Origin of the sequence: Weissella viridescens, from assembly GCF_003862435.1 — a bacterium.
Lineage (GTDB): Bacteria > Bacillota > Bacilli > Lactobacillales > Lactobacillaceae > Weissella > Weissella viridescens_A.
On record NZ_RHGY01000005.1, the window covers coordinates 49,139 to 71,316 of the forward strand.

At 42.2% G+C, this 22,178-nt stretch carries 22 protein-coding genes and 1 riboswitch; of the genes, 20 read left to right on the forward strand and 2 right to left on the reverse strand.

Translation table 11 applies throughout. The features are described from left to right. Positions 1-32: 32 nt before the first annotated feature. The 13 genes from D3P96_RS05405 (at position 33) to D3P96_RS05465 (ending at position 14,460) form a co-directional block, all read left to right on the forward strand. A complete protein-coding gene (locus D3P96_RS05405) occupies positions 33-947 on the forward strand; it encodes a peptidylprolyl isomerase (protein ID WP_124943353.1) in 915 nt (304 codons plus the stop codon). A gap of 151 nt (positions 948-1,098) precedes the next feature. Then, positions 1,099-2,397: an adenylosuccinate lyase gene (purB, locus tag D3P96_RS05410; RefSeq protein ID WP_124943354.1), complete on the forward strand. Its 1,299-nt coding sequence runs from the start codon at positions 1,099-1,101 to the stop codon at positions 2,395-2,397. A 166-nt stretch (positions 2,398-2,563) separates the two neighbouring features. Continuing rightward, positions 2,564-3,736 carry a UDP-galactopyranose mutase gene (glf, locus tag D3P96_RS05415; RefSeq protein WP_124943355.1) on the forward strand — a complete coding sequence of 391 codons (1,173 nt, stop codon included), beginning with the start codon at positions 2,564-2,566 and terminating at the stop codon, positions 3,734-3,736. A 79-nt stretch (positions 3,737-3,815) separates the two neighbouring features. Then, positions 3,816-5,543 carry a phospho-sugar mutase gene (locus tag D3P96_RS05420; RefSeq protein WP_124943356.1) on the forward strand — a complete coding sequence of 576 codons (1,728 nt, stop codon included), beginning with the start codon at positions 3,816-3,818 and terminating at the stop codon, positions 5,541-5,543. Positions 5,544-5,600: 57 nt separating this feature from the next. Beyond that, a complete protein-coding gene (locus tag D3P96_RS05425) occupies positions 5,601-6,614 on the forward strand; it encodes a serine hydrolase domain-containing protein (protein WP_124943357.1) in 1,014 nt (337 codons plus the stop codon). 78 nt (positions 6,615-6,692) lie between these two features. Further along, complete coding sequence (locus D3P96_RS05430; protein ID WP_124943358.1) at positions 6,693-7,262, forward strand: LemA family protein; 570 nt, start codon at positions 6,693-6,695, stop codon at positions 7,260-7,262. 18 nt (positions 7,263-7,280) lie between these two features. Then, positions 7,281-8,168 carry a zinc metalloprotease HtpX gene (gene htpX, locus D3P96_RS05435; RefSeq protein WP_124943359.1) on the forward strand — a complete coding sequence of 296 codons (888 nt, stop codon included), beginning with the start codon at positions 7,281-7,283 and terminating at the stop codon, positions 8,166-8,168. 103 nt (positions 8,169-8,271) lie between these two features. Continuing rightward, a complete protein-coding gene (rlmD, locus tag D3P96_RS05440; protein ID WP_124943360.1) occupies positions 8,272-9,642 on the forward strand; it encodes a 23S rRNA (uracil(1939)-C(5))-methyltransferase RlmD in 1,371 nt (456 codons plus the stop codon). Positions 9,643-9,775: 133 nt separating this feature from the next. Continuing rightward, positions 9,776-10,483, forward strand: a complete 708-nt coding sequence (locus D3P96_RS05445; RefSeq protein ID WP_124943361.1) for a 2,3-bisphosphoglycerate-dependent phosphoglycerate mutase — start codon at positions 9,776-9,778, stop codon at positions 10,481-10,483. A gap of 80 nt (positions 10,484-10,563) precedes the next feature. Continuing rightward, complete coding sequence (locus D3P96_RS05450) at positions 10,564-11,541, forward strand: Gfo/Idh/MocA family protein (protein WP_124943362.1); 978 nt, start codon at positions 10,564-10,566, stop codon at positions 11,539-11,541. Between the two features lie 27 nt (positions 11,542-11,568). Then, positions 11,569-12,933 carry a DEAD/DEAH box helicase gene (locus tag D3P96_RS05455; RefSeq protein ID WP_124943363.1) on the forward strand — a complete coding sequence of 455 codons (1,365 nt, stop codon included), beginning with the start codon at positions 11,569-11,571 and terminating at the stop codon, positions 12,931-12,933. 121 nt (positions 12,934-13,054) lie between these two features. Beyond that, the gene (locus tag D3P96_RS05460; RefSeq protein WP_124943364.1) at positions 13,055-13,723 is read left to right on the forward strand and encodes a redox-sensing transcriptional repressor Rex; all 669 of its coding nucleotides are present in this window, start codon (positions 13,055-13,057) and stop codon (positions 13,721-13,723) included. A 5-nt stretch (positions 13,724-13,728) separates the two neighbouring features. Beyond that, positions 13,729-14,460, forward strand: coding sequence for a class A sortase (locus tag D3P96_RS05465; RefSeq protein ID WP_124943365.1), 732 nt, complete (start codon positions 13,729-13,731; stop codon positions 14,458-14,460). A 182-nt stretch (positions 14,461-14,642) separates the two neighbouring features. Here D3P96_RS05465 and D3P96_RS05470 read toward each other — a convergent pair whose 3' ends face one another. After that, positions 14,643-15,299: a metal-dependent transcriptional regulator gene (locus D3P96_RS05470; protein WP_124943366.1), complete on the reverse strand. Its 657-nt coding sequence runs from the start codon at positions 15,297-15,299 to the stop codon at positions 14,643-14,645. 167 nt (positions 15,300-15,466) lie between these two features. Here D3P96_RS05470 and D3P96_RS05475 point away from each other — a divergent pair, with 167 nt between their 5' ends. From D3P96_RS05475 to D3P96_RS05485, 3 genes are all read left to right on the forward strand, one after another. Beyond that, positions 15,467-15,760: a hypothetical protein gene (locus tag D3P96_RS05475; RefSeq protein ID WP_124943367.1), complete on the forward strand. Its 294-nt coding sequence runs from the start codon at positions 15,467-15,469 to the stop codon at positions 15,758-15,760. Between the two features lie 448 nt (positions 15,761-16,208). After that, entirely contained in the window at positions 16,209-16,559 is a 351-nt protein-coding gene (locus D3P96_RS05480; protein ID WP_124943368.1) for an iron-sulfur cluster biosynthesis family protein, read from the forward strand. 95 nt (positions 16,560-16,654) lie between these two features. After that, positions 16,655-17,014: an iron-sulfur cluster biosynthesis family protein gene (locus D3P96_RS05485; protein WP_124943369.1), complete on the forward strand. Its 360-nt coding sequence runs from the start codon at positions 16,655-16,657 to the stop codon at positions 17,012-17,014. 78 nt (positions 17,015-17,092) lie between these two features. Here the strand turns inward: D3P96_RS05485 and D3P96_RS05490 are convergent, their stop codons facing one another. Continuing rightward, positions 17,093-17,650, reverse strand: a complete 558-nt coding sequence (locus D3P96_RS05490) for a folate family ECF transporter S component (protein WP_124943370.1) — start codon at positions 17,648-17,650, stop codon at positions 17,093-17,095. Positions 17,651-17,688: 38 nt separating this feature from the next. Next, a riboswitch (THF riboswitch) is annotated at positions 17,689-17,782 on the reverse strand. A 157-nt stretch (positions 17,783-17,939) separates the two neighbouring features. Here D3P96_RS05490 and D3P96_RS05495 point away from each other — a divergent pair. The 4 genes from D3P96_RS05495 (at position 17,940) to D3P96_RS05510 (ending at position 22,170) form a co-directional block, all read left to right on the forward strand. Continuing rightward, positions 17,940-18,797 carry a homoserine kinase gene (locus D3P96_RS05495; RefSeq protein ID WP_124943371.1) on the forward strand — a complete coding sequence of 286 codons (858 nt, stop codon included), beginning with the start codon at positions 17,940-17,942 and terminating at the stop codon, positions 18,795-18,797. Positions 18,798-18,807: 10 nt separating this feature from the next. Next, complete coding sequence (gene rbsR, locus D3P96_RS05500) at positions 18,808-19,803, forward strand: ribose utilization transcriptional repressor RbsR (RefSeq protein ID WP_124943372.1); 996 nt, start codon at positions 18,808-18,810, stop codon at positions 19,801-19,803. 24 nt (positions 19,804-19,827) lie between these two features. Continuing rightward, positions 19,828-20,814 (forward strand): DUF3114 domain-containing protein, encoded by a 987-nt coding sequence (locus D3P96_RS05505; protein ID WP_124943373.1) that lies wholly within the window; start codon positions 19,828-19,830, stop codon positions 20,812-20,814. A gap of 168 nt (positions 20,815-20,982) precedes the next feature. After that, the gene (locus D3P96_RS05510) at positions 20,983-22,170 is read left to right on the forward strand and encodes an aminotransferase class I/II-fold pyridoxal phosphate-dependent enzyme (protein ID WP_124943374.1); all 1,188 of its coding nucleotides are present in this window, start codon (positions 20,983-20,985) and stop codon (positions 22,168-22,170) included. Positions 22,171-22,178 lie beyond the last annotated feature (8 nt).

Here is a 22,178-nt window from a genome sequence, read left to right on the forward strand (position 1 = left end):
AATATTTAAAAAATAGAAAGAGGCCCATGCATATGTGGAAAAAAGTATTAGGCGTAGGCGTTGTCCTTATCGCCGGAATCGGATTAGCGATTTGGGGAGCCGGACCTAAGAGCGTTGCGACAAGCGATGATGGAAACGTTACCCAATCTAAATACTATAAAGAGTTAAAGCAAACACCAACTGGTCAACAAACATTAGCCAATATGATTGTGACTCAAGTGTTGGATAAGAAGTATGGTAAAGAAGTTTCAAACAAGGATGTTACGAAGAAGTATAATCAAACCCGTGATCAAATGGGAAGTCAATTTGAACAACAATTGACTGCTTCTGGGATGACACCACAAACTTACCGTGATTCTGTTAAGCTTGAACTTTTGGAACGTCAAGCGGTTAAGGCCAATACAAACTTCTCAAACGCCGGTTTGAAGAAGATTTATAAGGACTACGAACCAAAGACGAGTGCTTCTGTTATCTTGATGGGTAGCAAGAGTGATGCTGAAAAGATTGTTAAGGAATTAGATGATGGGCAAGACTTTACTGAACTTGCAAAGAAGTATTCAGGTGATTCAGCAAGCAAGAAGAACGGTGGAAAGCTAGACGACTTCGATTCAACAAGTACTAAGGTTGATCCTAACGTCAAGAAGGCTGCCTTCAAGCTTAAGAATGGTGAATATACGAAGACACCAGTTCAAGCCTCATCAAATTCTGGCTACTACGTTGTAAAGCGTAATACGCAAGAAAAGAAGCCTGCATTCGATAAGATGAAGGGTGACCTAAAGAACATTAAGGTTGATGAAGTGATGTCTGACCAAGATCAAGTTAATGCGATTGTTGGTAAGGAACTTGGTAAGGCGAATGTCGATATCAAGGACCCAGATATGAAGAATGTCCTTTCAAAGTATACTGAAGCAGCTGCAGCACAAGCCGCTAAAGAAAACAAAAAGTAGTTAATTTACGGAAAAGCCACAATTTGTGGCTTTTTTTGTTCGCTTTTTTCAATCATCAACAGGTAATGTATTGCTTATGTTCGTGAAAATACGTTATAATACTAGGCGATGAGTTTTTAATTCGTGTTTAAAAAAAGGAGCTAACTTATTTATGCTTGATCGTTATACACGCCCTGAGATGGCAAGAGTCTGGTCAACTGAAAACCAATATCAAACTTGGTTAGATGTTGAAATTGCGGTAACTGCTGGTTGGGTAGCTGAAGGACATGTGCCACAAGCTGACCTAGATGCAATTCGTAAGAATGCGACTTTTGATCCCGACCGCATTGCAGAAATTGAAAAGGAAACCCGCCATGATGTGGTTGCTTTTACGCGTAATGTTTCTGAATCTTTGGGTGACGAACGGAAGTGGATTCATTATGGGCTAACATCAACTGATGTGGTTGATACGGCACAAGCTTTACGAATTCGTGAAGCAAACGAAATCATTATGCAAGACTTGATTGAGTACCGTGATGAATTAGCTAAGTTAGCACGTAAGTATAAAAATACCGTGATGATGGGTCGTACACACGGCGTTCACGCTGAACCAACAACTTTTGGACTTGTTTTGGCACGTTTTTATCAAGCCGCTGTGCGTGACATTGAACGTTTTGAACGCGTCTCAAAGGAAATGGCGACTGGAAAGTTGTCAGGAGCTGTCGGAACTTTCGCCAATGTACCACCCCGTGTTGAAGAATACGCCATGAAAGAACTTGGCTTGACGCCACAACCCATTGGGTCACAAGTTTTGCCACGCGATTTGCATGCTGATTATATCTCAGCAATTGCCGTGATTGGAACAACGTTGGAAGAATTGGCAACTGAAATTCGTGGATTGCAACGTTCCGAAATTCATGAAGTTGAAGAAGGCTTCAAGGGTGGACAAAAGGGTTCATCTGCTATGCCACACAAGCGTAACCCAATTGGTTCAGAAAACATTGTTGGACTTTCACGTGTCTTGCGTGGTTATTCTGTTACTGCTATGGAAGATGTGGCGCTTTGGCATGAACGTGATATTTCACACTCAAGTGCAGAACGTATTATTTTGCCAGATGCAACGTCAACGCTTGATTACATGATTCATCGTTTGACAGGTATTTTGGAAAACTTGCAAGTCTTCCCAGAGTCGATGAAAGAAAATATGACGCGCACATACGGTTTGATCTATTCACAACGTTTGTTGTTGAAGTTGGTTGATAGTGGGTTGTCACGTGAAGAAGCCTACGATACAGTGCAACCATTAACAGCCCGTTCATGGGATGAGCAAATTCAATTCCGTGACTTAGTGGATGCTGATCCAACAATTAATGCCCAACTTTCAAAGCAAGATATTGATGATGCCTTTGACTACCACTGGCACCTTAAGCATGTTGATGATATCTTTGATCGCTTAGGTTTGAATGATTAAGAAAAAAGCACTAGTTGAAAACTAGTGCTTTTTTTTGTGGACACATGAAAAGTAACGTTGTGTTGAAATTTTATCGGTTCAACCTAAGCGATAAAATGAAATATGGTAAAATAGTAATCAGAGAAAAAACAATTTTATAAATTTTAGAGAATGGTGGTAAAGCCCCGTGTTAAATACAAAAAAATATGATTATTTGGTAGTGGGTGCCGGTCCATATGGTGCGATTTTTGCACATGAAGCCGCAAAGTTGGGTAAGCGCGTTTTAGTGATTGAAAAACGTGACCATGTTGGTGGAAACATGTATACCCACGTTGAGCATGGGGTTACGGTTCACGACTATGGTGCGCATATTTTCCATACGGATAATCAAGAGATTTGGGACTATGTGCAACAGTTTGCCACATTTAATGGTTTCCAGAATCAAGTTATGGCAAATTACGAAGGTGAAATGTACAACTTGCCATTTAATATGAACACATTTTACGAGATGTGGGGTACCAAGACGCCAGCAGAAGCTCAAGCGAAGATTGCGGAGCAACGCGAAGCGGCTTTGGGTCAATTAGGCAATCGGGCACCACGTAACCTTGAAGAACAAGCCATTTCATTGATTGGAACTGATATCTATCAGAAATTAGTCAAGGGTTACACGGAAAAACAATGGGGACGTAAGGCAACTGATTTGCCAGCCTTCATTATTAAGCGGCTTCCAGTTCGTTTTATTTACAATAATAATTACTTTAATCATCGTTACCAAGGGATTCCGATTGGTGGATATACGCAGATTTTTGATCAACTTTTGGATAACCCGTTGATCGATGTCCAAACCGGGGTTGACTTCTTTAGTAATCGAGATGCATACCTCGCCGAATTCCCAAGCATTATCTATACGGGGATGATTGATAAGTTCTTTGATTATCAATATGGTGAGCTGGGTTACCGTTCATTGAAGTTTGAAAAAGAAGTGGTGCACACTGATAACTACCAAGGGAATGCGGTTATTAACTATACTGATGCTAAGACGCCATATACACGGGTCATGGAGTGGAAACACTTTGATGGTGCTGCGGATGAAGGTGTTTCAGTGGTCACACGTGAATACCCACAAACTTGGGATCGTGATAAGGAAGCTTATTACCCAATCAATGACGAAACCAATATGGCGATTTATAAGCAATATGCCGCTTTAGCACGTCAACATCAAGATCAAGTCGTATTCGGCGGGCGTTTGGGACAGTATCGTTACTACGATATGGACCAGGTGTTCCACGCCGCGCTTAATTTAGTGCGACAAGAGTTTAATTTACCTACAGATTACGTCTTTACCGAAAAAAAGGGATAATACGAATGATGTAAGCGTATTCTTATGTGTGTTATACTTAGTGTTAGTAAAGTAATCGGTGATAATTAGGAGCAAAATAATGAGCTGGAAAAATAATTTTGAAATTTGGCAAGAACAAACAAATTTACCAAGTGATTTGCAAGCAGATATGCAAAATTTGGCGCAAGACGATGCAAAGGCTGAAGATGCCTTTTACCAACCTTTATCTTTTGGAACCGCAGGTATGCGGGGTATCATGGGTGCGGGGATTAATCGGATGAATATTTACACGGTGCGACAAGCAACCGAAGGTTTGGCCCGTTTGATGGATAGTTTGGATGACGCCGTAAAAACGCGTGGTGTTGCTATTTCATATGATTCACGTCATCACTCAGCGGAATTTGCTTTGGAAGCGGCTAAAGTTTTGGGTGCGCATGGTATTAAAGTTTATTTATTTGAGTCATTGCGTCCAACGCCAGAACTTTCATTTACGGTCCGCCACTTGAAAGCGTATGCCGGAATTATGATTACGGCCTCACACAATCCTAAAGAATACAATGGATATAAGATTTATGGGGAAGATGGCGGTCAAATGCCACCCAAGGAATCAGATATCATTACTGAATCAAGCCGACAAGCCGACATGTTTGCGGTACCCGTTGCAGATGAAACTGATTTGCGTGAAAAGGGCCTCTTAGTTACAATTGGCCAAGATATTGATGATGTCTACCTTGATGCCATTAAGACAGTAACAATCAATCCAACGCTGACCCATGCGGTTGGCCAAGACATGAAGTTGGTTTATACACCATTACATGGAACGGGAGCTAAGATTGCAGGACCAGCACTTGAAAATGCTGGATTTAAAAATGTCACAATGGTTGCTGCACAAAAGGAGCCGGATGGTGATTTTCCAACGGTTGCACTACCAAATCCAGAAGATCATGCCGCGCTTGCAATGGCAATTGACACCGCTTCTGAAAATGGTGCCGATGTGGCGATTGCCGTTGATCCCGATGCTGATCGGATGGGTGTTGCGGTTCGTCAACCGGATGGTACGTATACGCTCCTTTCAGGAAATCAAATTGCTGCGGTCATGTTAAATTACATTTTGACAGCTAAGGCTGATGCTGGGACGTTGCCTGAAAATGGTGCGGTCGTGAAGTCAATTGTGTCATCTGAATTTGCGACTGCGATTGCCGATCACTATGATATGGCAACCATCAATGTCTTGACTGGCTTTAAGTACATTGCTGAACAAATCCAACACTTTGAAGATACTGATGAACATACGTTCTTGTTTGGTTTTGAAGAATCATATGGCTATTTGATGAAGCCTTTCACGCGTGACAAGGACTCAATCCAAGCAACAGTGATGTTAGCCGAAGTAGCAGCCTTCTATAAGAGTCAAGATATGACCCTTTATGATGGGTTGCAAGCGTTGTTTGCTGAATATGGTTATTTTGATGAAAATACAAAGTCAATGACCTTTGCAGGAATTGATGGGGCCGATAAAATGGCAGCCATTATGCAAGACTTCCGAAATGAAACACCAACTGAATTCGGTGGTGTGGCTGTTGTTAAGACCGAGGACTTTGATCAACAAACAGTGACAACGATGGCCACTGGGGTTGCCGAACCATTAGCTTTGCCAAAGGCCAATGTTGTGAAGTATTGGTTGGAAGATGGCAGCTGGGTAGCTGTTCGTCCTTCTGGAACCGAACCTAAGATTAAGTTCTATGTTGGAACAAAAGCAAATACTCAAGAAGCTGCAGAGGCTGAATTAGAGGCAATTCAAAAGAGTATTGCCGACAAAATTGCTGAATAATGCCTGCAGTGTAAGTAGCCTTTGGGCTGCTTTTTTTGTATGAAAGGGAGATGAAAAATGCAAACAGTGATGGAAAATCTTACGCGCATTGGGCAACGACTAATTGATCAAACGCCCTTAGTTGGTGTCAATATGGGGATGGTAACGGCTGATAATCAAAAAGCACAAACTGCGCTCGGCTTACGGGATGCAAATCTTACTCACCCAGTTCAGGCAAATACGATCTATGATTTGGCATCATTGACCAAACTTTACACTGCTGCAGCTTATGTCCAATTGGTTCGTCAATCACAGTTCGATTTAGATAAAACCATTCAAACGGTGTTGCCACAATTCAATCATCCAGAGATTACATTTCGACAAGTCTTACAACACAACTCGGGCTTGCCAAGTAGTGTCCGTAAAACGAATCATTTAACGCGAGATATGTTATTATCTGACCTTTATAATCGTGAATTAATGAGTGCGCCGGGGACTGAAATCCATTATTCAGATGTGGGTTACATGCTTTTAGGTGAGGCACTTAAGGTGTTGACGGGACAACCTTTGGAACAAGCCATGCAACAATTAGTGTTTGAACCGCTGGGCTTACATGAAACCGGCTATCGCACACCACAAATGCCGGAATTGTATGCATTACCAACGGAACGATTTGCGCCAACGGAAAATGTTGAAGAGCGTGGCGGGTTACTGCAAGGAACTGTCGACGATTTTAAAGCTAACTTATTAGGTGGGGCGGCGGGGCATGCTGGTATATTTAGTACCTTAGCAGATGCTCTCAAATTCACCCATTTTTGGCTTGATCCAGAAGTTATCGCATTGCTTCAGGCAAACCGGTTTGATTTTCGAACATTGGGATGGCATTATTGGCGCTTTGGCGGTGAAGATAACCCGTCGATTGAACAAGATTGGCTTTACCAAACTGGTTTTACCGGGACCATTATGGCCTTGAATTTGAAAACCGGTGAGGGTTTGGCGGTATTGACCAATCGGGTCTTTCCGGACCGCACGGTCTATGATCGTTGGCGCGTGGATCGCTACCAATTCCCACAAGCTTTTTTTGCTCAATAAAAACTTAAGTTTAGGCAAGGGTATTGTTTGGTATAATAACGACAAACACAACTTTAGATAAAGAAAGCAGGTATTAAAATGGGAATTTGGATTGCTTTAGCAGTTATCGCGATTATTGTCATTATTTGGATCAATGCTTATAACGGTTTAGTTAAGGCCCGCATGTATACACAGGAATCATGGAGCCAAATTGACGTGCAATTGAAGCGACGCAATGACTTGATTCCAAACTTATTGGAAACGGTTAAGGGGTATGCGCGTTTTGAAAAGAGTACCTTAGAGAACGTGGTCGCTTTACGTAACCAAATTGCACAGGTACCTGATGCTGACCACCAACAAAAAATGGATTTGTCAGATAAGTTGTCAGCAAATTTGAAGTCAATTTTTGCGGTGGCTGAATCATACCCTGATTTGAAAGCCTCACAACAATATGAAAAGTTGATGGAAGAGTTGACGAATACTGAAAATAAGATTGCGTATTCACGTCAATTGTTTAATTCTTCTGTTGCAAGTTACAACACGAAGTTGCAAACTTTCCCAACGAATATTGTTGCTTCTGTCCATGGGTTCAAGCCAGCTAAGTTCTTGGAAACACCTGAAGCAGAAAAGGCCCAAACAAAAGTATCATTTGACGATCAAGGATTATAAGATAAACGAGGAAATAACATGCTCTTTGAACAAATTGCACAGAATAAACGTAAAACCGTTGTTTTAATTTTTGGGTTTTTCTTTTTTACAGCAATTGTGGGTGCGGCTTTAGGTTATTTCTTAATGGGCAGCTGGACCGCTGGAGTCTTGATTGCGTTGGTTGCTGGAGGTATTTATGCCTTCTACATGATGAGCCAATCAACAGATGTGGTCATGTCGATGAATCATGGACATGAAATTACGACAGCCGACCAAGCACCCGAACTTTGGCACATTGTTGAAGATATGGCGATGGTGGCAAAAGTGCCAATGCCACGAGTCTTCATTATTGATGATTCAAGTCCAAATGCTTTTGCGACAGGAAACAAACCTGAAAATGCCGCCGTTGCTGCAACTGTGGGTATTCTACAAAAATTAAATCGTGAGGAACTTGAAGGTGTGATGGCCCACGAAATGACTCACGTGCGCAACTACGATATTCGAATTCAAACCTTAGCGGTTGCCTTGACGTCAGTCATTACGATGCTGGCTAACTTTGGGACAAGTTTTTGGGGTTGGAGTTCACGTGACCGTGACAATCAATCAACGAATATTTTTGGGCTTGTGATGGCAGTGATTGTGATGATGCTCGCACCTTTGGCAGCCACAATTATTCAACTTGCCATTTCACGTAATCGTGAATTTTTGGCCGATGCTGGAGCAGTTGAATTAACACGAAACCCGCAGGGGTTGATTGATGCTTTAATTAAAATTTCAGGAAGTGAACCAATGGCTGAGGAAAATGTTGCCCCAAGCAGCGCTGGCTTATACATTGGAGATCCCTTGAAAAAAGAAAGTCGCATGAGCCATTTATTCGATACGCATCCACCAATGGAAGACCGTATTGCGGCATTGCGTAAAATGTAAGCGATAGAAAGTTTAGCTAATTTAGCTGAACTTTTTTTATTTATGATAAAGTGTGATATACTGTTTGCTTACTGGTTGTCGAAAAGACCAAGAAGGAGAAAAGATGAAGAGAAAAGCACCGGTTGTAAAAAACCAAGAATTTGAAGCCACAGTTATTGATATTACTTATGAAGGAAATGGTGTCGTCAAGTATGAAGACTTCCCAATTTTCGTTGTTAATGCTGTGCCAGGCGAAAAAATCCTTGTTGGAGTAACTAAGGTTACTTCTAACTTTGGATTTGGACGTGTGATCCGTCGTTTGGAAGAGTCACCAGATCGTAACACTGAAATTGATACAAAGGTATTGACGTCAGGTGTTGCACCTTTGGCGCACTTAACTTATGATGCCCAACTTAAGCACAAACAAAAGCAAGTGGCTGATGTGTTCAACAAGCAACACGTCGCCGTTGATGTTCTTCCAACAATTGGTATGGAAAACCCATGGGGTTACCGTAATAAGGCGCAAATCCCAGTTCGCGAAATTAATGGCGAATTGACGACTGGTTTCTACCGTCGTGGTTCACACCGTTTGCAACCTATGGAAGACTTCTATATTCAAGATCCAGAAATTGATAAGGCGATTGTGGTCGTTCGTGATATCTTACGTAAGTATCACGTGGCTGCATATGACGAAGATAACCATAAGGGTGTTGTGCGTACGATTATGATTCGTCGTGGACACTATTCACACCAAATGATGATTGTCTTGGTAACACGCGCTAAGCGTTTGCCAACGGCTGAATTTATCATTAATGATATTCGTGAAGCTTTGCCAGAAGTTGTTTCAATCATTCAAAACGTTAACCAAGAAAAGACAAACGTCATCATGGGTGACACAAACAAGGTTCTTTGGGGTGAAAAGGCCATCAAGGATACTTTGTTAGGAAAGACTTTTGCCATTGGGCCAAACTCATTCTATCAAGTGAACCCTGAAATGACTGAAGTTGTGTATCAAAATGCTGCCGACAAGGCTGAATTGAAGCCAACCGATGTCGTGATTGACGCATACTCAGGTATTGGAACAATTTCATTGACGATTGCTGATCGGGTCAAGTCAGTCCTTGGGGTCGAAGTTGTCCCTGAAGCGGTTGATGATGCGAAGCGTAATGCTGATATCAATGGGATTCAAAATGCCAAGTTTGAACTTGGTAAGGCTGAAGAAAAGATGGCGGAATGGGCTGAAGATGGCCTAAAGCCGGATGTAATCTTCTTGGACCCACCACGTAAGGGTCTAACACAAGAATTGATTGATGCCGCTGTTGAAATGGGACCAGATCGTGTGGTTTATATTAGCTGTAACCCAGCTACACTTGCACGTGATGTGGCTTTGTTCTTAGAACAAGGTTACCAAATCAAGGGTGATGTACAACCAATTGACCAATTCCCACAAACAACACACGTTGAATCTGTGACGGTTTTGGAACGTAAAGCTTAATGATTAAGGACTCCCGCTTAGTTATCTGAGTGGGATTTTTTTATACGCTTTTGACAGCGACACGTGTGCAGTGAAATCAGCCGCACAGTGGTGTATAATGGGGGTAAATTGCGTTAAAGGAGTCGATGTGAACATGGCAAAATTAGTGATTATGCGTCACGGTCAAAGTGAATGGAATGCTAAGAATTTGTTTAATGGTTGGATTGATACGGATTTGAGTCCTGCTGGTGTGGAGCAAGCGCATAAAGCTGGTGCTTTGCTTGCAGAAACGCAAATTGCATTTGATTTTGCGGCAACCTCTTTGTTGAAACGGGCGATTAAAACGTTACATATTATGCTTGAAGAATCAGGGCAACTGTATGTACCGGAGCAAAAAACGTGGCGTTTGAATGAACGGCATTATGGCGCTTTGCAAGGCATCAACCGAGATGATGCCCGCGCGAAGTGGGGTGACGCACAAGTTCATGAATGGCGCCGAGCCTATGATGTATTGCCACCACAGACGCAAGGTCATCCAGCATCAATTACGGTTGATGGCGAGACATATCCAGCTTTTGATCGCCGTTATGACGATATCCCAGAAGCAGAATTACCACATGGCGAGAGCTTGAAGGTAGCATTGTCACGTATTTTGCCATATTATGAATCGACCATCGTGCCACGTTTGCAGGCGGGTCAAAATGTGTTGATTGTGGCACATGGCAGTACTGTGCGTGCCTTGACAAAACACATTGAGCATATTTCCGATGCAGATATTATGCATTTAGAAATTGCGAATGGTGAGCCAATTATCTACGACTTGGATGAGCAACTCGCTGTGACGGGGAAGCAAGTCTTATAATTGCAAACTACAGCCGAGTTTTAGCTTGTGAAATGGTATAATGGTAGAACGTTAAATGAGTATATGAGGGGATTAATGATATGCTAAAATTAGGGGTTATTGGAACAAATTGGATTAGTAAAATGTTTGTTGAGGCCGCAGAAACCACAGGCCGTTATCAACTTACAAGTGTTTATTCGCGTCGGGAAACGACTGGCCGCGAATTTGCACCCCAAGCAGATGTGTTTACTGATTTGGATGCTTTTTATGCGAGTGGGATTGATGTTGTTTATATCGCATCGCCCAATAGCTTGCATTATCAACAAGTTTCAGCGGCAATTGAACATGATGTCCAAGTGATTGTGGAGAAGTCTGCTTTTTCAAATCCAAAGGAATATGAAAAAATTTATTCATTGCTCCGCCTACATCCAAATGTGCACCTTTTTGAGGCCGCACGCCATATTCACCAACCTAACTTCAAAGCCATTGCAGCTATGGTAGCAGAGATGCCAGTCATTTCAGGTGGAACGTTTGTTTATGAACAATACTCATCACGTTTTGATGCCTACCTTGCTGGGGAAGAGCCAAATGTGCTAACGCGCGAGTTTAGTGCGGGTGCTTTAACTGACTTGGGGGTTTATCCAATTTATGCCATTGTGACCCTTTTTGGATTACCTGATTCAGTCCATTATTTTGCGACAAAATTAGCAAATGGTGCCGATGGTCGGGGAACCGCCATTTTGCGCTATCCTGATTTCGACATGACGGCTCAATTTGGTAAAATGTCGAATAGTTACCAACACTCAGAAATTATGGGACGCAAAGATACCATTCTCATTGATAACATTGCCGAGCTAGGTGAAGTTAGCTATAACGACGGACAGGGCAATGACCTCATCATCAGTGAAGCTGCGCCAGAAAATCCGATGATTGCTGAAGCCAATGATTTTGCTGCCATTATGGAAGATCCAGCCACACATGCTAACGCATACAAAGAATTATTACTAACAAGTCAGCGCGTAAATCTTGTTTTGACTGATTTACGTAAGTCTGCTGGAATTGAATTCCCGGCCGATTAAGCGACATAACCGACGCAAGGAGAAATAATGCATCAAAAATTTGAAGAAAAAATCCAATCAAGTGGGTTCAGTGAATTAACGCCAATTCAAAAAGCGGTTTTTGAACCCCTAAAGGATGGTCGTTCAATCGACGCGCTTGCCCCAACTGGAACTGGAAAAACATTAGCCTTTACTTGGCCATTGCTTGAAAACGTGATTCCAGATGATGGCGAACAACTATTGGTCTTAGCGCCATCACAAGAACTTGCCATGCAAACGACACACGTGATGCGTGAATGGGCTAGTACACTGGGTCTTAAAGTGCTGTCTCTAACTGGAGGCGCCAACATTAAGAACCAATTGGATCGCTTAAAGAAGCATCCCGAAGTGTTAGTTGGAACACCGGGTCGTGTTGTTGAGTTAATCAACAATAATAAATTAAAGCTCGGACGTCTACGCACTTTGGTGCTTGATGAAGCCGATGAATTGCTACGTGATGATACTGCCAAACAAGTTGATGAAATTTGGGATGCCATTGATAATTCTGATGTTCAAGTTGCCTTATTTGGTGCCACTGAAGTTGACGAGACAATCGCAGCTGGTGTCTTTGATCGTGAATTTGAACGCATTGATCAACGCGATGTGCCAATGCCAACTAAAATTGAACATGAGTTTTGGTTAACGGCGACGGATCAACGTAACAAGCGTTTACGTCAATTAGCAGCGCAAAAGAAGATGCAAGCGATGGTTTTCTTCAATACAACAAAACAATTGAAGATGACGGCTAATTTCCTAGCTCATGAACATATCGGAATGGCCACCTTGGTGCGTGGAGATTCAAGTTCTACACGTGAACGTGCGATGCGTTCATTTAAAAATGGGGATGCCAAGTTCCTCTTAACCACTGATGTGGGTGCACGTGGACTTGACATTCCTGATTTGCCGGTTGTGATTAATTTTGATTTACCGCGCGACGGTGAAACCTATACACATCGTTCGGGTCGAACAGGACGAATGGGTAAAAATGGTTTGGTCATCACATTTGGAAACGATCATGATGCACGTGACTTAAAGCGTATGGTCGCTGTTGATATCGAAGTGGTTAAGGGGCGTCCCCGTTTGCTTGAAAACGATACCGCAATTTTGCGTAATAGCCGTGCCGGTGGTGATAATAAGGCCAAGGCACGTCCCGCAAACAAGGGCAATGCACCAGCTAAGCAACCACGTGTAAAGGCTGACACAACAGCTCAGACAGCAACACCTGAAAAACGTGCGACTGATAAAAATAGCACAAAGTTCGTGAAACCTGCTCGTAAGGAGCAAACGGTGCAATCACGTGAAGACCGTTTTGCTAAAGAAAAAAAGGCTAAGCGTAAGCATCGTAAGGATAAAGGTAAGCCTAAAAAGGTTTAAAACACGCAGTGATACACTGTTTTAGGCTTGTGAAAAATAGTTGTTAATATATTCACATAATACACTAACTATGTTATAGTTAGTGTATTATATTTTTGCTAACATGGTGAGGGGTGAAAGCATGACCGAAGACAAAGAACACGTCCAAACGACCGAAAAGGATATCCCACGCGCGACAGCACGGAGATTACCAATCTACTACCGTTACTTAAAGATCCTACTAGATTCTGGGGTGACGCGTATTTCATCTAATGAACTTTCAAAGGCAGTAAAGTTTGATGCTGCGACAATTCGACGAGATTTTTCATACTTCGGTGCGTTAGGTAAGCGCGGGTATGGCTATGACGTTAAAGAGTTGATGGAATTCTTTGGTGACATTTTGAATCAAGATAATTTAGCTTCCGTTGCGTTAGTTGGAGTTGGTAATTTGGGTCAAGCTTTGTTGAATTTCAACTTTCATCAAAGTTCAAATGCCCGAATTTCAGCGGCTTTTGATGTGAATCCAAAGATTGTGAATACGATTCAGGCAGGTGTGCCGATTTACAGCATCGATGATTTGGAAAAGCAAATTAAAGATCAACGCATTGAAGTGGCGATTTTGACTGTGCCCGCTGAAGAAGCGCAAAAGACAGCTAAGCGTCTAGCAGATGCTGGCGTCCGTGGTATTTTAAACTTCACGCCATTGCGTCTAGATGTGCCTAAAGACGTGCGCGTCCAAAATGTGGACTTAACCAATGAGCTACAAATTTTGTTGTACTTTATCAATAATTTTGATGCAGAACAGGATTAGTCAATATGGCAGATCAAAAGAAAAAAACAGGTCGTAAGCACCGATGGTGGGCGACCTTAATCTATGTCCTGCTAATTATTGTGGCATTAGGTTTGATTTTCCATAATCAAATTGCCACCTTTGCGATTAATACATTTGAACCAAAGGTGACGCAAAAGACCCTTAAAAAGGCAGATAAATCGAAAAAAGATGCCAATTATGACTGGAGTAAGGTGAATACCTTATCAGCACAACAAATTCTAAAAGCACGTGTCAATGCTGGAAAAGTTAACTTTATCGGATTTGTTTCCGTTCCTGAAATCGGCTTATCTGTTCCGATTGCCAATGGGGTGAGTGATACCATTCTCTCCTTAGGGGCTGGTACATTAAATGAAAACGAACAGATGGGTCAAGGTAATTATGCGCTGGCTAGTCACTTTATTCAGGGAGAATCTGGTAAAAAAGTTCTTTTCTCACCAATCTATTACCATGGAAAAGTGGGCCAAAAGATTTATTTGACAGATATGAAGAAAGTCTATGAGTATAAGGCAACGAGTTATCGTGTGGTTAAGCCTACGGATGTCCAAGTTGCTGACCCAGTGCCTGGACGCAAAATGGTCACATTGATTACTTGTGATTATACAGCAGAGCGTGGTCGTGTTATCATGCAAGGAGACCTAACAAAGGAAATGCCATTTAATGAGGCGCCTAAGTCGGTCCTAGATTCATTTGAAAAAGATAACCGTTGGATTAAGTAAAGGAGTGTATAGATATGGCTAAGAACAAAAACAAGAATGGACAATCAGGTGCAGGGCGCTTCTTTGCCCTTGTCGGATTAGGTATGGCTGCATTCAATCTATTCCAAGCTTTGAAAGATTATCGTAAGAAGTAAAACGTAAATAAAAAACCGAAAGGCCAATTTCTTGGTCCTTCGGTTTTTTTATTGTTCAATATAGATGAATTCAGCAGCGTGACGTGTGATTTGTAATTCACGTTCAGCATTGTTTAAAATTAATGGGCCATCAAAAGGTAAACGTTCTTTAATCGTCCATGTTGAATTAAGTGGCAAACCAATGGTTTCCACATAACGCAACAATTCCAAGTCCTCAGTAAAGGCATGGATGGTAATCGTTTCACCATCTTTAGCATCGTATAGACTTGTTAACTTTTCAGGTGAGTAGTGATACTCCGCATCAGGGATGGGGAGCCCCTGTGGGCTATATTTGGGGTGCTTAAGGAAACTATCCAGCGCATCCATCAGTTGACCAGTAGCATCGTGATCAAGATGATCAGCGTTATCGTGAGCCACTGAGACGGGGAGGTCTAAGTCCTCAGCGATAAAAGTTTCAAAAAGACGGTGCGAACGAATCAAACGAATTGCCGTTTCTCGACCGGTTTTTGTTAACGTTACGCCGTAGTAAGGGACAACATTGACTTCACCAGTCTCTTGCAATTTTGTTAGCATATTTGAAACAGAAGATGGCGTCACATGGAGGTGATCGGCAATCTGGTTGTTGGAAATTTTGGTTGACTCATCGCCGCCACTTAATTCTAAAATTGTTTGTAGATATTGGGTTTTCGAAACTGAATCACTCATAAAATGTTCWTCCTTAAATAAATTTAAATTCTGTTTTTATATTATAACATGTTTTAACCGTTAAATTTTTACACTTAATAAAAAATAATTAAGTGTTGCAACTAAAATGATGATATGTTAAATTTAAATCAGGCCCGCAATAGGATTTATTAATGAGGAGGAACGTTATGAATTTAGTCACAACACCGAACCGAATCACGACTTTAGACGACTTGTTGCAAATCCAAGCAAGTATCACCCCCCAGGTATTTAATGCTTTGATCACCGCGATTCATGAACGCGACAGGGCTGATATTTACGTTGGTCGCGTGACTGGAAGTTGTATTTGTCGAATTGCCGTCGGCGATGTTGCCGAACAGTTTATCTTACGTTTTCGCACCCCTACGGAACGTGATCGATTCATGATGGCATTTGAACGTGCTTGTGCATGTGCAGAACGTAATGTCATCAAATCATTTTAAACACCGCAGTGACAATTCTTAAAATGCATAACAATGTTAAGTTGGTATATTTTTTAAGGATTCGCAACACTTGTGTTAAGAAAAAGCCCCTCATGCTTGAAGGGCTTTTTTGAGTATGACTTTATTTTTTTAAGTGTTAAAAGCGAGCTAAAATCAGTAAATGGAATAAATTGAAACATTGTAGGAGACACTAATGAAACACGTGTTTGCAGTTGTCTTTTTAATATTCGGAACGGTCTTGTTGTGACTTGGATATCGCAATAAAAATAATAAAAGTCAGAGAAATCTATATTACATATTGGGTGCAGTATTGCTTTGTCTTTTCTTGCCGATGACGCAATGATGATTGCGCATTTACGACAGATTTCAGGATATGTTTAATGCAATTTTATGGTTTCTTGTATATAGTAAGTGTCAGTAAAACAAGTAGGTTATAGGAGGCAGGAAAATGAAGTTAACATTTACAGATGCAGCAAAGACAATGGTGCAAAAGCACTTAAATGATGATACAAAAATTGTTTTGGATTTCGATGATGGGGTTGGTCCATTCTCAGATGAAGCCACATGTACACTAGATTTGGCATTCCATCTTGTATTAGCACGTCCTGACCAAATTACCAACGATTTTAATGACACAATTGAAAGTAACTTGGGTGACGTCTATGTTAAGGGTTACTCAGAGGACCAAATGGATCCAAACATGACACTTGATGTCGACAAGTACTTGAACCTATCACTTAAGGGTGACGGTGGTACTTTAGACGACCATGTTGTTTTGGTTGATGTTCAAGATAAGTAAAAAATTTGGTGGGATTGCGATGCAATCCCGCCTTTTTTTGCGGCTAAAAAGATGTTACACTTACTTGTAGTAAGTTAAGTGAGGAGGCGTTTGAAATGCACATGACAATCAGTGAGGCAGTTGTGGCAATGATTACCGCAAAAGAAAATGATATGACACGGTTGGTTCTCGATTTTGATGATGGGGTAGGTCCATTTTCAAAACAGGGGATTTGCTCATTGAACACAGCGTTTCAATTCGTCCTTGCCCGACCAGATCAAGTGACAGGTGAATTTGATGCGACCTTGACGAGTAATCTAGGCTCTATTGCCATCAAAGGGTATGCAATCGAACAACTAGACCCTGAGATGACATTGACACGTGATCAAAATTTTAATTTAGTCTTAGCAGGAAATAGTGGCTCGTTGGATAATCATCTACAATTAGTTGACGCACAAACTTGGCCAGCGGTATAAAACCGATTTGAATTTTAGGCATAAAAAAATCCCGCACCTGGAATTAACTAGGAGCGGGATTTATTTATTTTAATTGAGTTAACGGGCAAACACTTCTGCGCGTAGACGATCCAATTGCTTGTTGTTCAAGATGACATAAAGCAAGATTGACTGGATTGGCCAGAAAACAAGTTGCTTTAAGGCACGCGTTGAAACCATGGTCTTAAGCATACCAGGGTTATGCCAAGCATTTTGCAAGGTAACGACCCAAATCGTATTTAAGCATAGATTAACAATGACCAGCACGAGCGCCGTAGTGACGATGACACGTGTCCAGCTTAAGTGGTCCCGGTTATAGAATGAGAATCCATAAATAAGCGCACCGACGACAGCTGATAGGGCGAACCCAGGAAAGTAGGGTTGACCACTGGTTAAGATGGTGGCGCCGATAAAGTCACAGATAAAGGCAACAAAAGCCCCCCAAATCGGACCGTACCATTTGGCGATTAGCCCAGAAGCTATGAATGAGAAACCAAACTTAAGCCAATCTGGACCAAAAGTGAAGCGGCTTAAGATGAGCAATAGAGCTGCTAAAAGCCCCAACAAAGCGACCTGCTTGGTATCCAAGCGGGGGAAATATTTCTTTAATGTTTTCATTTTGAAAACACCTCCTTTTGATGGAGGGTTTCACTGACAACAGTGAATGTGGTAATAATATCGCGGTAAAACCTTCGTTTGGGGATCACATTCCGTTTCCCCAACACTTGACGCATTAAAACCTACCCTGTACGACGAGACAACAGTTAAAAGTATAGCACAACTTAAATGAAAATTAATGTTTTAATTTTTATACGTAAATGGGTAAAACATTTTAGTAAAACATGTTAAAATTTACCTAATACGCTAAACGGTCCCATTTAATGGGGTTAGCAAGAGATTGGGGATCATGATGAAAATTTTTATTCCAGCAAGCTTAGCCAACTTTGGGTCAGGCATGCAATCAATTGGTTTACCACTTGAAGTTGGGCTAACCATTGAAATTGGTGAACCAACCGAGCAGTGGCAGGTCCAGCATCCGTTTGCCGACACAGTTGCAACTGATGAACGCAATTATGTTGTACAGATTGCAACGAATCTGGCCCCGGGTCTGACACCACATGCAATCAAGATTACGAATACAAGTCCGACCAAGCAGTATCTAGGGATTCAGGATGCCTTGATTTTGGCTGGGATTGAATTAGCGAACCAATTAGGGGATTTGGGGTTAGATGATTTCACAAAGTTAACCTTAGCCGCTAGAACAGCCCAGCAACCAGCCCACGTTGCGGCAGCCTTATTAGGACAACCTACGGTGAGTTATTTACAAGATGGGGATGTCTATGCAAGTGGCTTTATTTGCCCAGCATATACCGTCTTAATGTACTTACCAGAAGCAATGCCAACGGGAATGCCACACACTGCTGCACAAATCAACTATGCTGATGCTGTTGCAGCGAATGCTAGTGGGAATATGTTGATGGCAGCCTGGCAAAATCAACAACGTGAATTAGCCGGTCAACTTTTGGAAAATGATAACTTACAACGGCCAGCGGCGACAGATAACACTGCTTTGACGGCAATTCGCCAAGCCTCGCACGCTTTAGACATTTATGGTACGGTTTTGGTTGAACAAGGACCAGCGATTGCAACGTTGGTTGCACCTGAAAAGGTCCAAGACCTGATTGATGTATTGGGATATGTTGATTTACCGGGGCAATTTGTCCAATTGCCGGTTGGATCAACAGGCATCACCGTTGTAGACTAGGAGAAAAAACATGAAAAAAGCATCCATTAAAGATGTTGCACGACTCGCAGATGTGTCGATTGCGACGGTTTCACAAATTTTGAATAATAAAGGGGACCGCTTTTCAGAGGCAACACGGGAAAAAGTTTTTGCAGCCCGTGACGAAGTCGGATACGTGCCAAATATCAGCGCGCGTAGTTTGAAAAAAAGTCATTATATGTTGATTGGTGTCGTTGTGCCAACGTTGGCGTTGCCTTATTTTGGGGCTTTCGTACAACATTTACAGAATTTATTGCCAGAAAATATGTCCCTATCAATTATGTCGGGTGAACAAAAGCAAGCTGATGCCGCTGTGGAGCGCATGATTGAAGCGGGCGTGAGTGGCGTCATTGTTGTGAGTCAATTGGCTGATCCAAATCGGATTGCTGATTTATTGAAGCAACGTGGGATTGCCATGGTCGTTACAGAAAACCATGATGATTTAGAGCTTGCCGATGTGGTTTACACAAAAGATCAAGAGGGTGGTCGCTTAGCGGCGGAACATCTCATTGCCGAGGGTCACAAGCGCGTCGCCCTTTTGGGAAACCAAGTCTTTACAGACAACCTGTTTTATCGGGCGGGTTCCTTTAAAGCGACAATGGAAGAAGCTGGGGTAAAGGTGAGTGAAATCACAACCCACAATATGTCAAAGCAATCTGGACAAGCTGCGGCTATGGCAGTTTCAATTTCACATGCCACGGCCACGTTTGCTTTGAATGATGAATTGGCCATTGGCGTGATTTCAGGTTTAGCCAAATTGGGGTGGCGCGTGCCTGATGATATGTCCGTGATTGGCTATGATGACACGGATTATGCGGCATTTTACCAACCTAGTATCACAACGATTCATCAGCCGGTTGATGTTGTTGCCAAAACAGCATTAGATGTCTTGATTGCAAGAATTGCCGATCATCGTTTAGATCGTCAAAAAATTGCCGTTGATGTTGCTTTTGTCGAACGTGATTCAACACGTCCCTTACAGGATTAATTAATTCAAGGAGGTTTATTTGTAATGAGAACTGGAGCAACTTTTCGCCAAGACGACCAACGGTATGCCGTTTTGACATTAGACGAACAAATCGCGCAATTAACTCAAGATGGTTGGTCGTCGGCTGCGATTAAGCAGTATCAAATGAATGTTGAACGCCTCCTTGAAACACGATCATTTGACCAACAAGCGACCCAAATGCGGCTGTGGTTTGATGCACACCGAATTGGCTCGGAAATATTTACCGATATGTTAATGGCTGAATTTAAGCCAAGCCAGGAGAATGCTACCGCACGGATTGCTATGCTTGAACAGGTCATGGGCCTTGAACTTGATGCGGAAAATTTTGTGCAAATGACCCGCTTGGGTTTTTGGTCAGAACGTGGCGCGACACCAACCCTATATTATTTATACATTGGGGAGATGCAACAGTTGCGAACGTACATTGATTTTACGAATCGTGTGGCACGGTTAATGTATGCAAAATACCAAACGCGAACGAAACGTTTCTTTGGGCAACCTTCAATGACCATGCTTAACGATGTTGTGGATCATCAATTACGTTATTATTTAGGTAAGCCAATGATTGATTTTGCGCGCACCCAGAATATGACGCGTGTAGGTTTGAAACAGTCGGCTCAAAAATTCTTGCATCGCCAGGTTCGTTATCCTGACGCCCGTTATCATAACCGCGGGGTAGCGGATGCATCGAATTTAAAGATTGTGACGCATGATTACCATTCAGAATTTATTTTAGATAAGCATGATCAACTGGTTTCAATTTGGAATGCGCTTGAAGCACACCAAGTGTTACAAGAAGATGGGTCAGTTCGCTTTGATTTGACGCGCGATGCCTATACGATTGAAGAACTGCAACAAATTGCAAATACTGAGTCACTCAATTATGCTAATCATGGTGGTAAAATTCATGACTTGCTAGATGGTGACCCGTCCGTTCGTGGTGCCGGCTACGAACCAGCCATTCGCGATTATGCGAAAACATTGTTTTAATAAAATGACATGAAGTGTGAATGGTTTTAATAAAAATAGCGCCAAATTGTCTGAAAATGTGTATACTATTAGTTAATCAGAAAAAATAGATAGGGATTTTCCTATGTGTTGTTGTCCAATATCCGGTGAGATATGCCATATGACCTGTGAGTCAAAAGGAGTAAAAACATGCCAGAAGTAAAACCAAGTTTAGCCAACCAACATAACCAACAACTTGCGACCGTTTTGCCATCACCAATTCGTGTGATTGATGCGGAATTCTCAGAAATTGCTGGTTTGATTAAGCTAACTTTAGGGGAACCTGATTTTGCCGTTCCTGAACATATTAAGCAAGCTGCAAAGCGCGATATTGATGATGATGATTCTCATTACGCACAACCTGCCGGTCATTTAGCATTGCGTCAAGCAATTAGCGACTACTTGGTTAACCGTTTCCAAGCACCACGCTATGATTCAAATAATGAAGTTGCGGTAACAGTTGGAGCTTCTGAAGCGTTGTTTGCCACGATGAGTGGGTTGTTCAATCCAGGAGAAAAAATTATTATTCCAACGCCATCATTCCCAATGTATGATGCCATTGCAAAGATTTTGGGACTTGAAATTGTTGGCTTGAGTACAGCACCAGATTATCGTTTGACACCTGAAAAGTTGGCGCCTGTTTTGGAAGCCAACCCAGACGCCAAGGGGATTTTGATTAACTACCCATCAAACCCAACTGGTGTGACGTACGATGAAGCTGAAGTGGCAGCCTTGGCTGATCTTTTGGGTCAACGTGATATGATTGTGATTTCAGATGAAATCTACGCTGAACTTTGTTTTGATGGACCACACACAACGATGTCTAAGCTTTTGCCCGAACAAACGATTTTGGTAAGTGGTCTTTCTAAGTCACATGCCATGACCGGTTACCGTGTTGGTTATGTGGCCGGACCACAAGCGTTGATGCAACACGTGACTAAGATGCACCAATTCCTTGTGACAACTGCGCCAGGACCAATGATGGCAGCTGCGACAGAAGCCTTGAACAACGGCTTGCAAGATGCTGAAGAGATGCGCGATGCTTATCAAGCTCGTCGTGATATTGTACAAAGCGGTCTTGAAGCTGCTGGCTTTACTGTTGCTCGCCCAAGTGGTGCCTTTTATATCTTTGCCAAGATTCCTGAAGCAATTGATATGGACGATATGGCCTTTGTTCGTGACATGGCTAAGGAAGCATTGGTCGGGGTTGCACCTGGTTCAATCTTTGGTGAAGGTGGCCAAGGCAACATTCGTTTGTCATATGCCGCATCAACAGAAGATTTGGAAGAATCAATGCGTCGAATCCAAGCCTACATGGCTAAGAAACTACAAGCATAAACAATTAA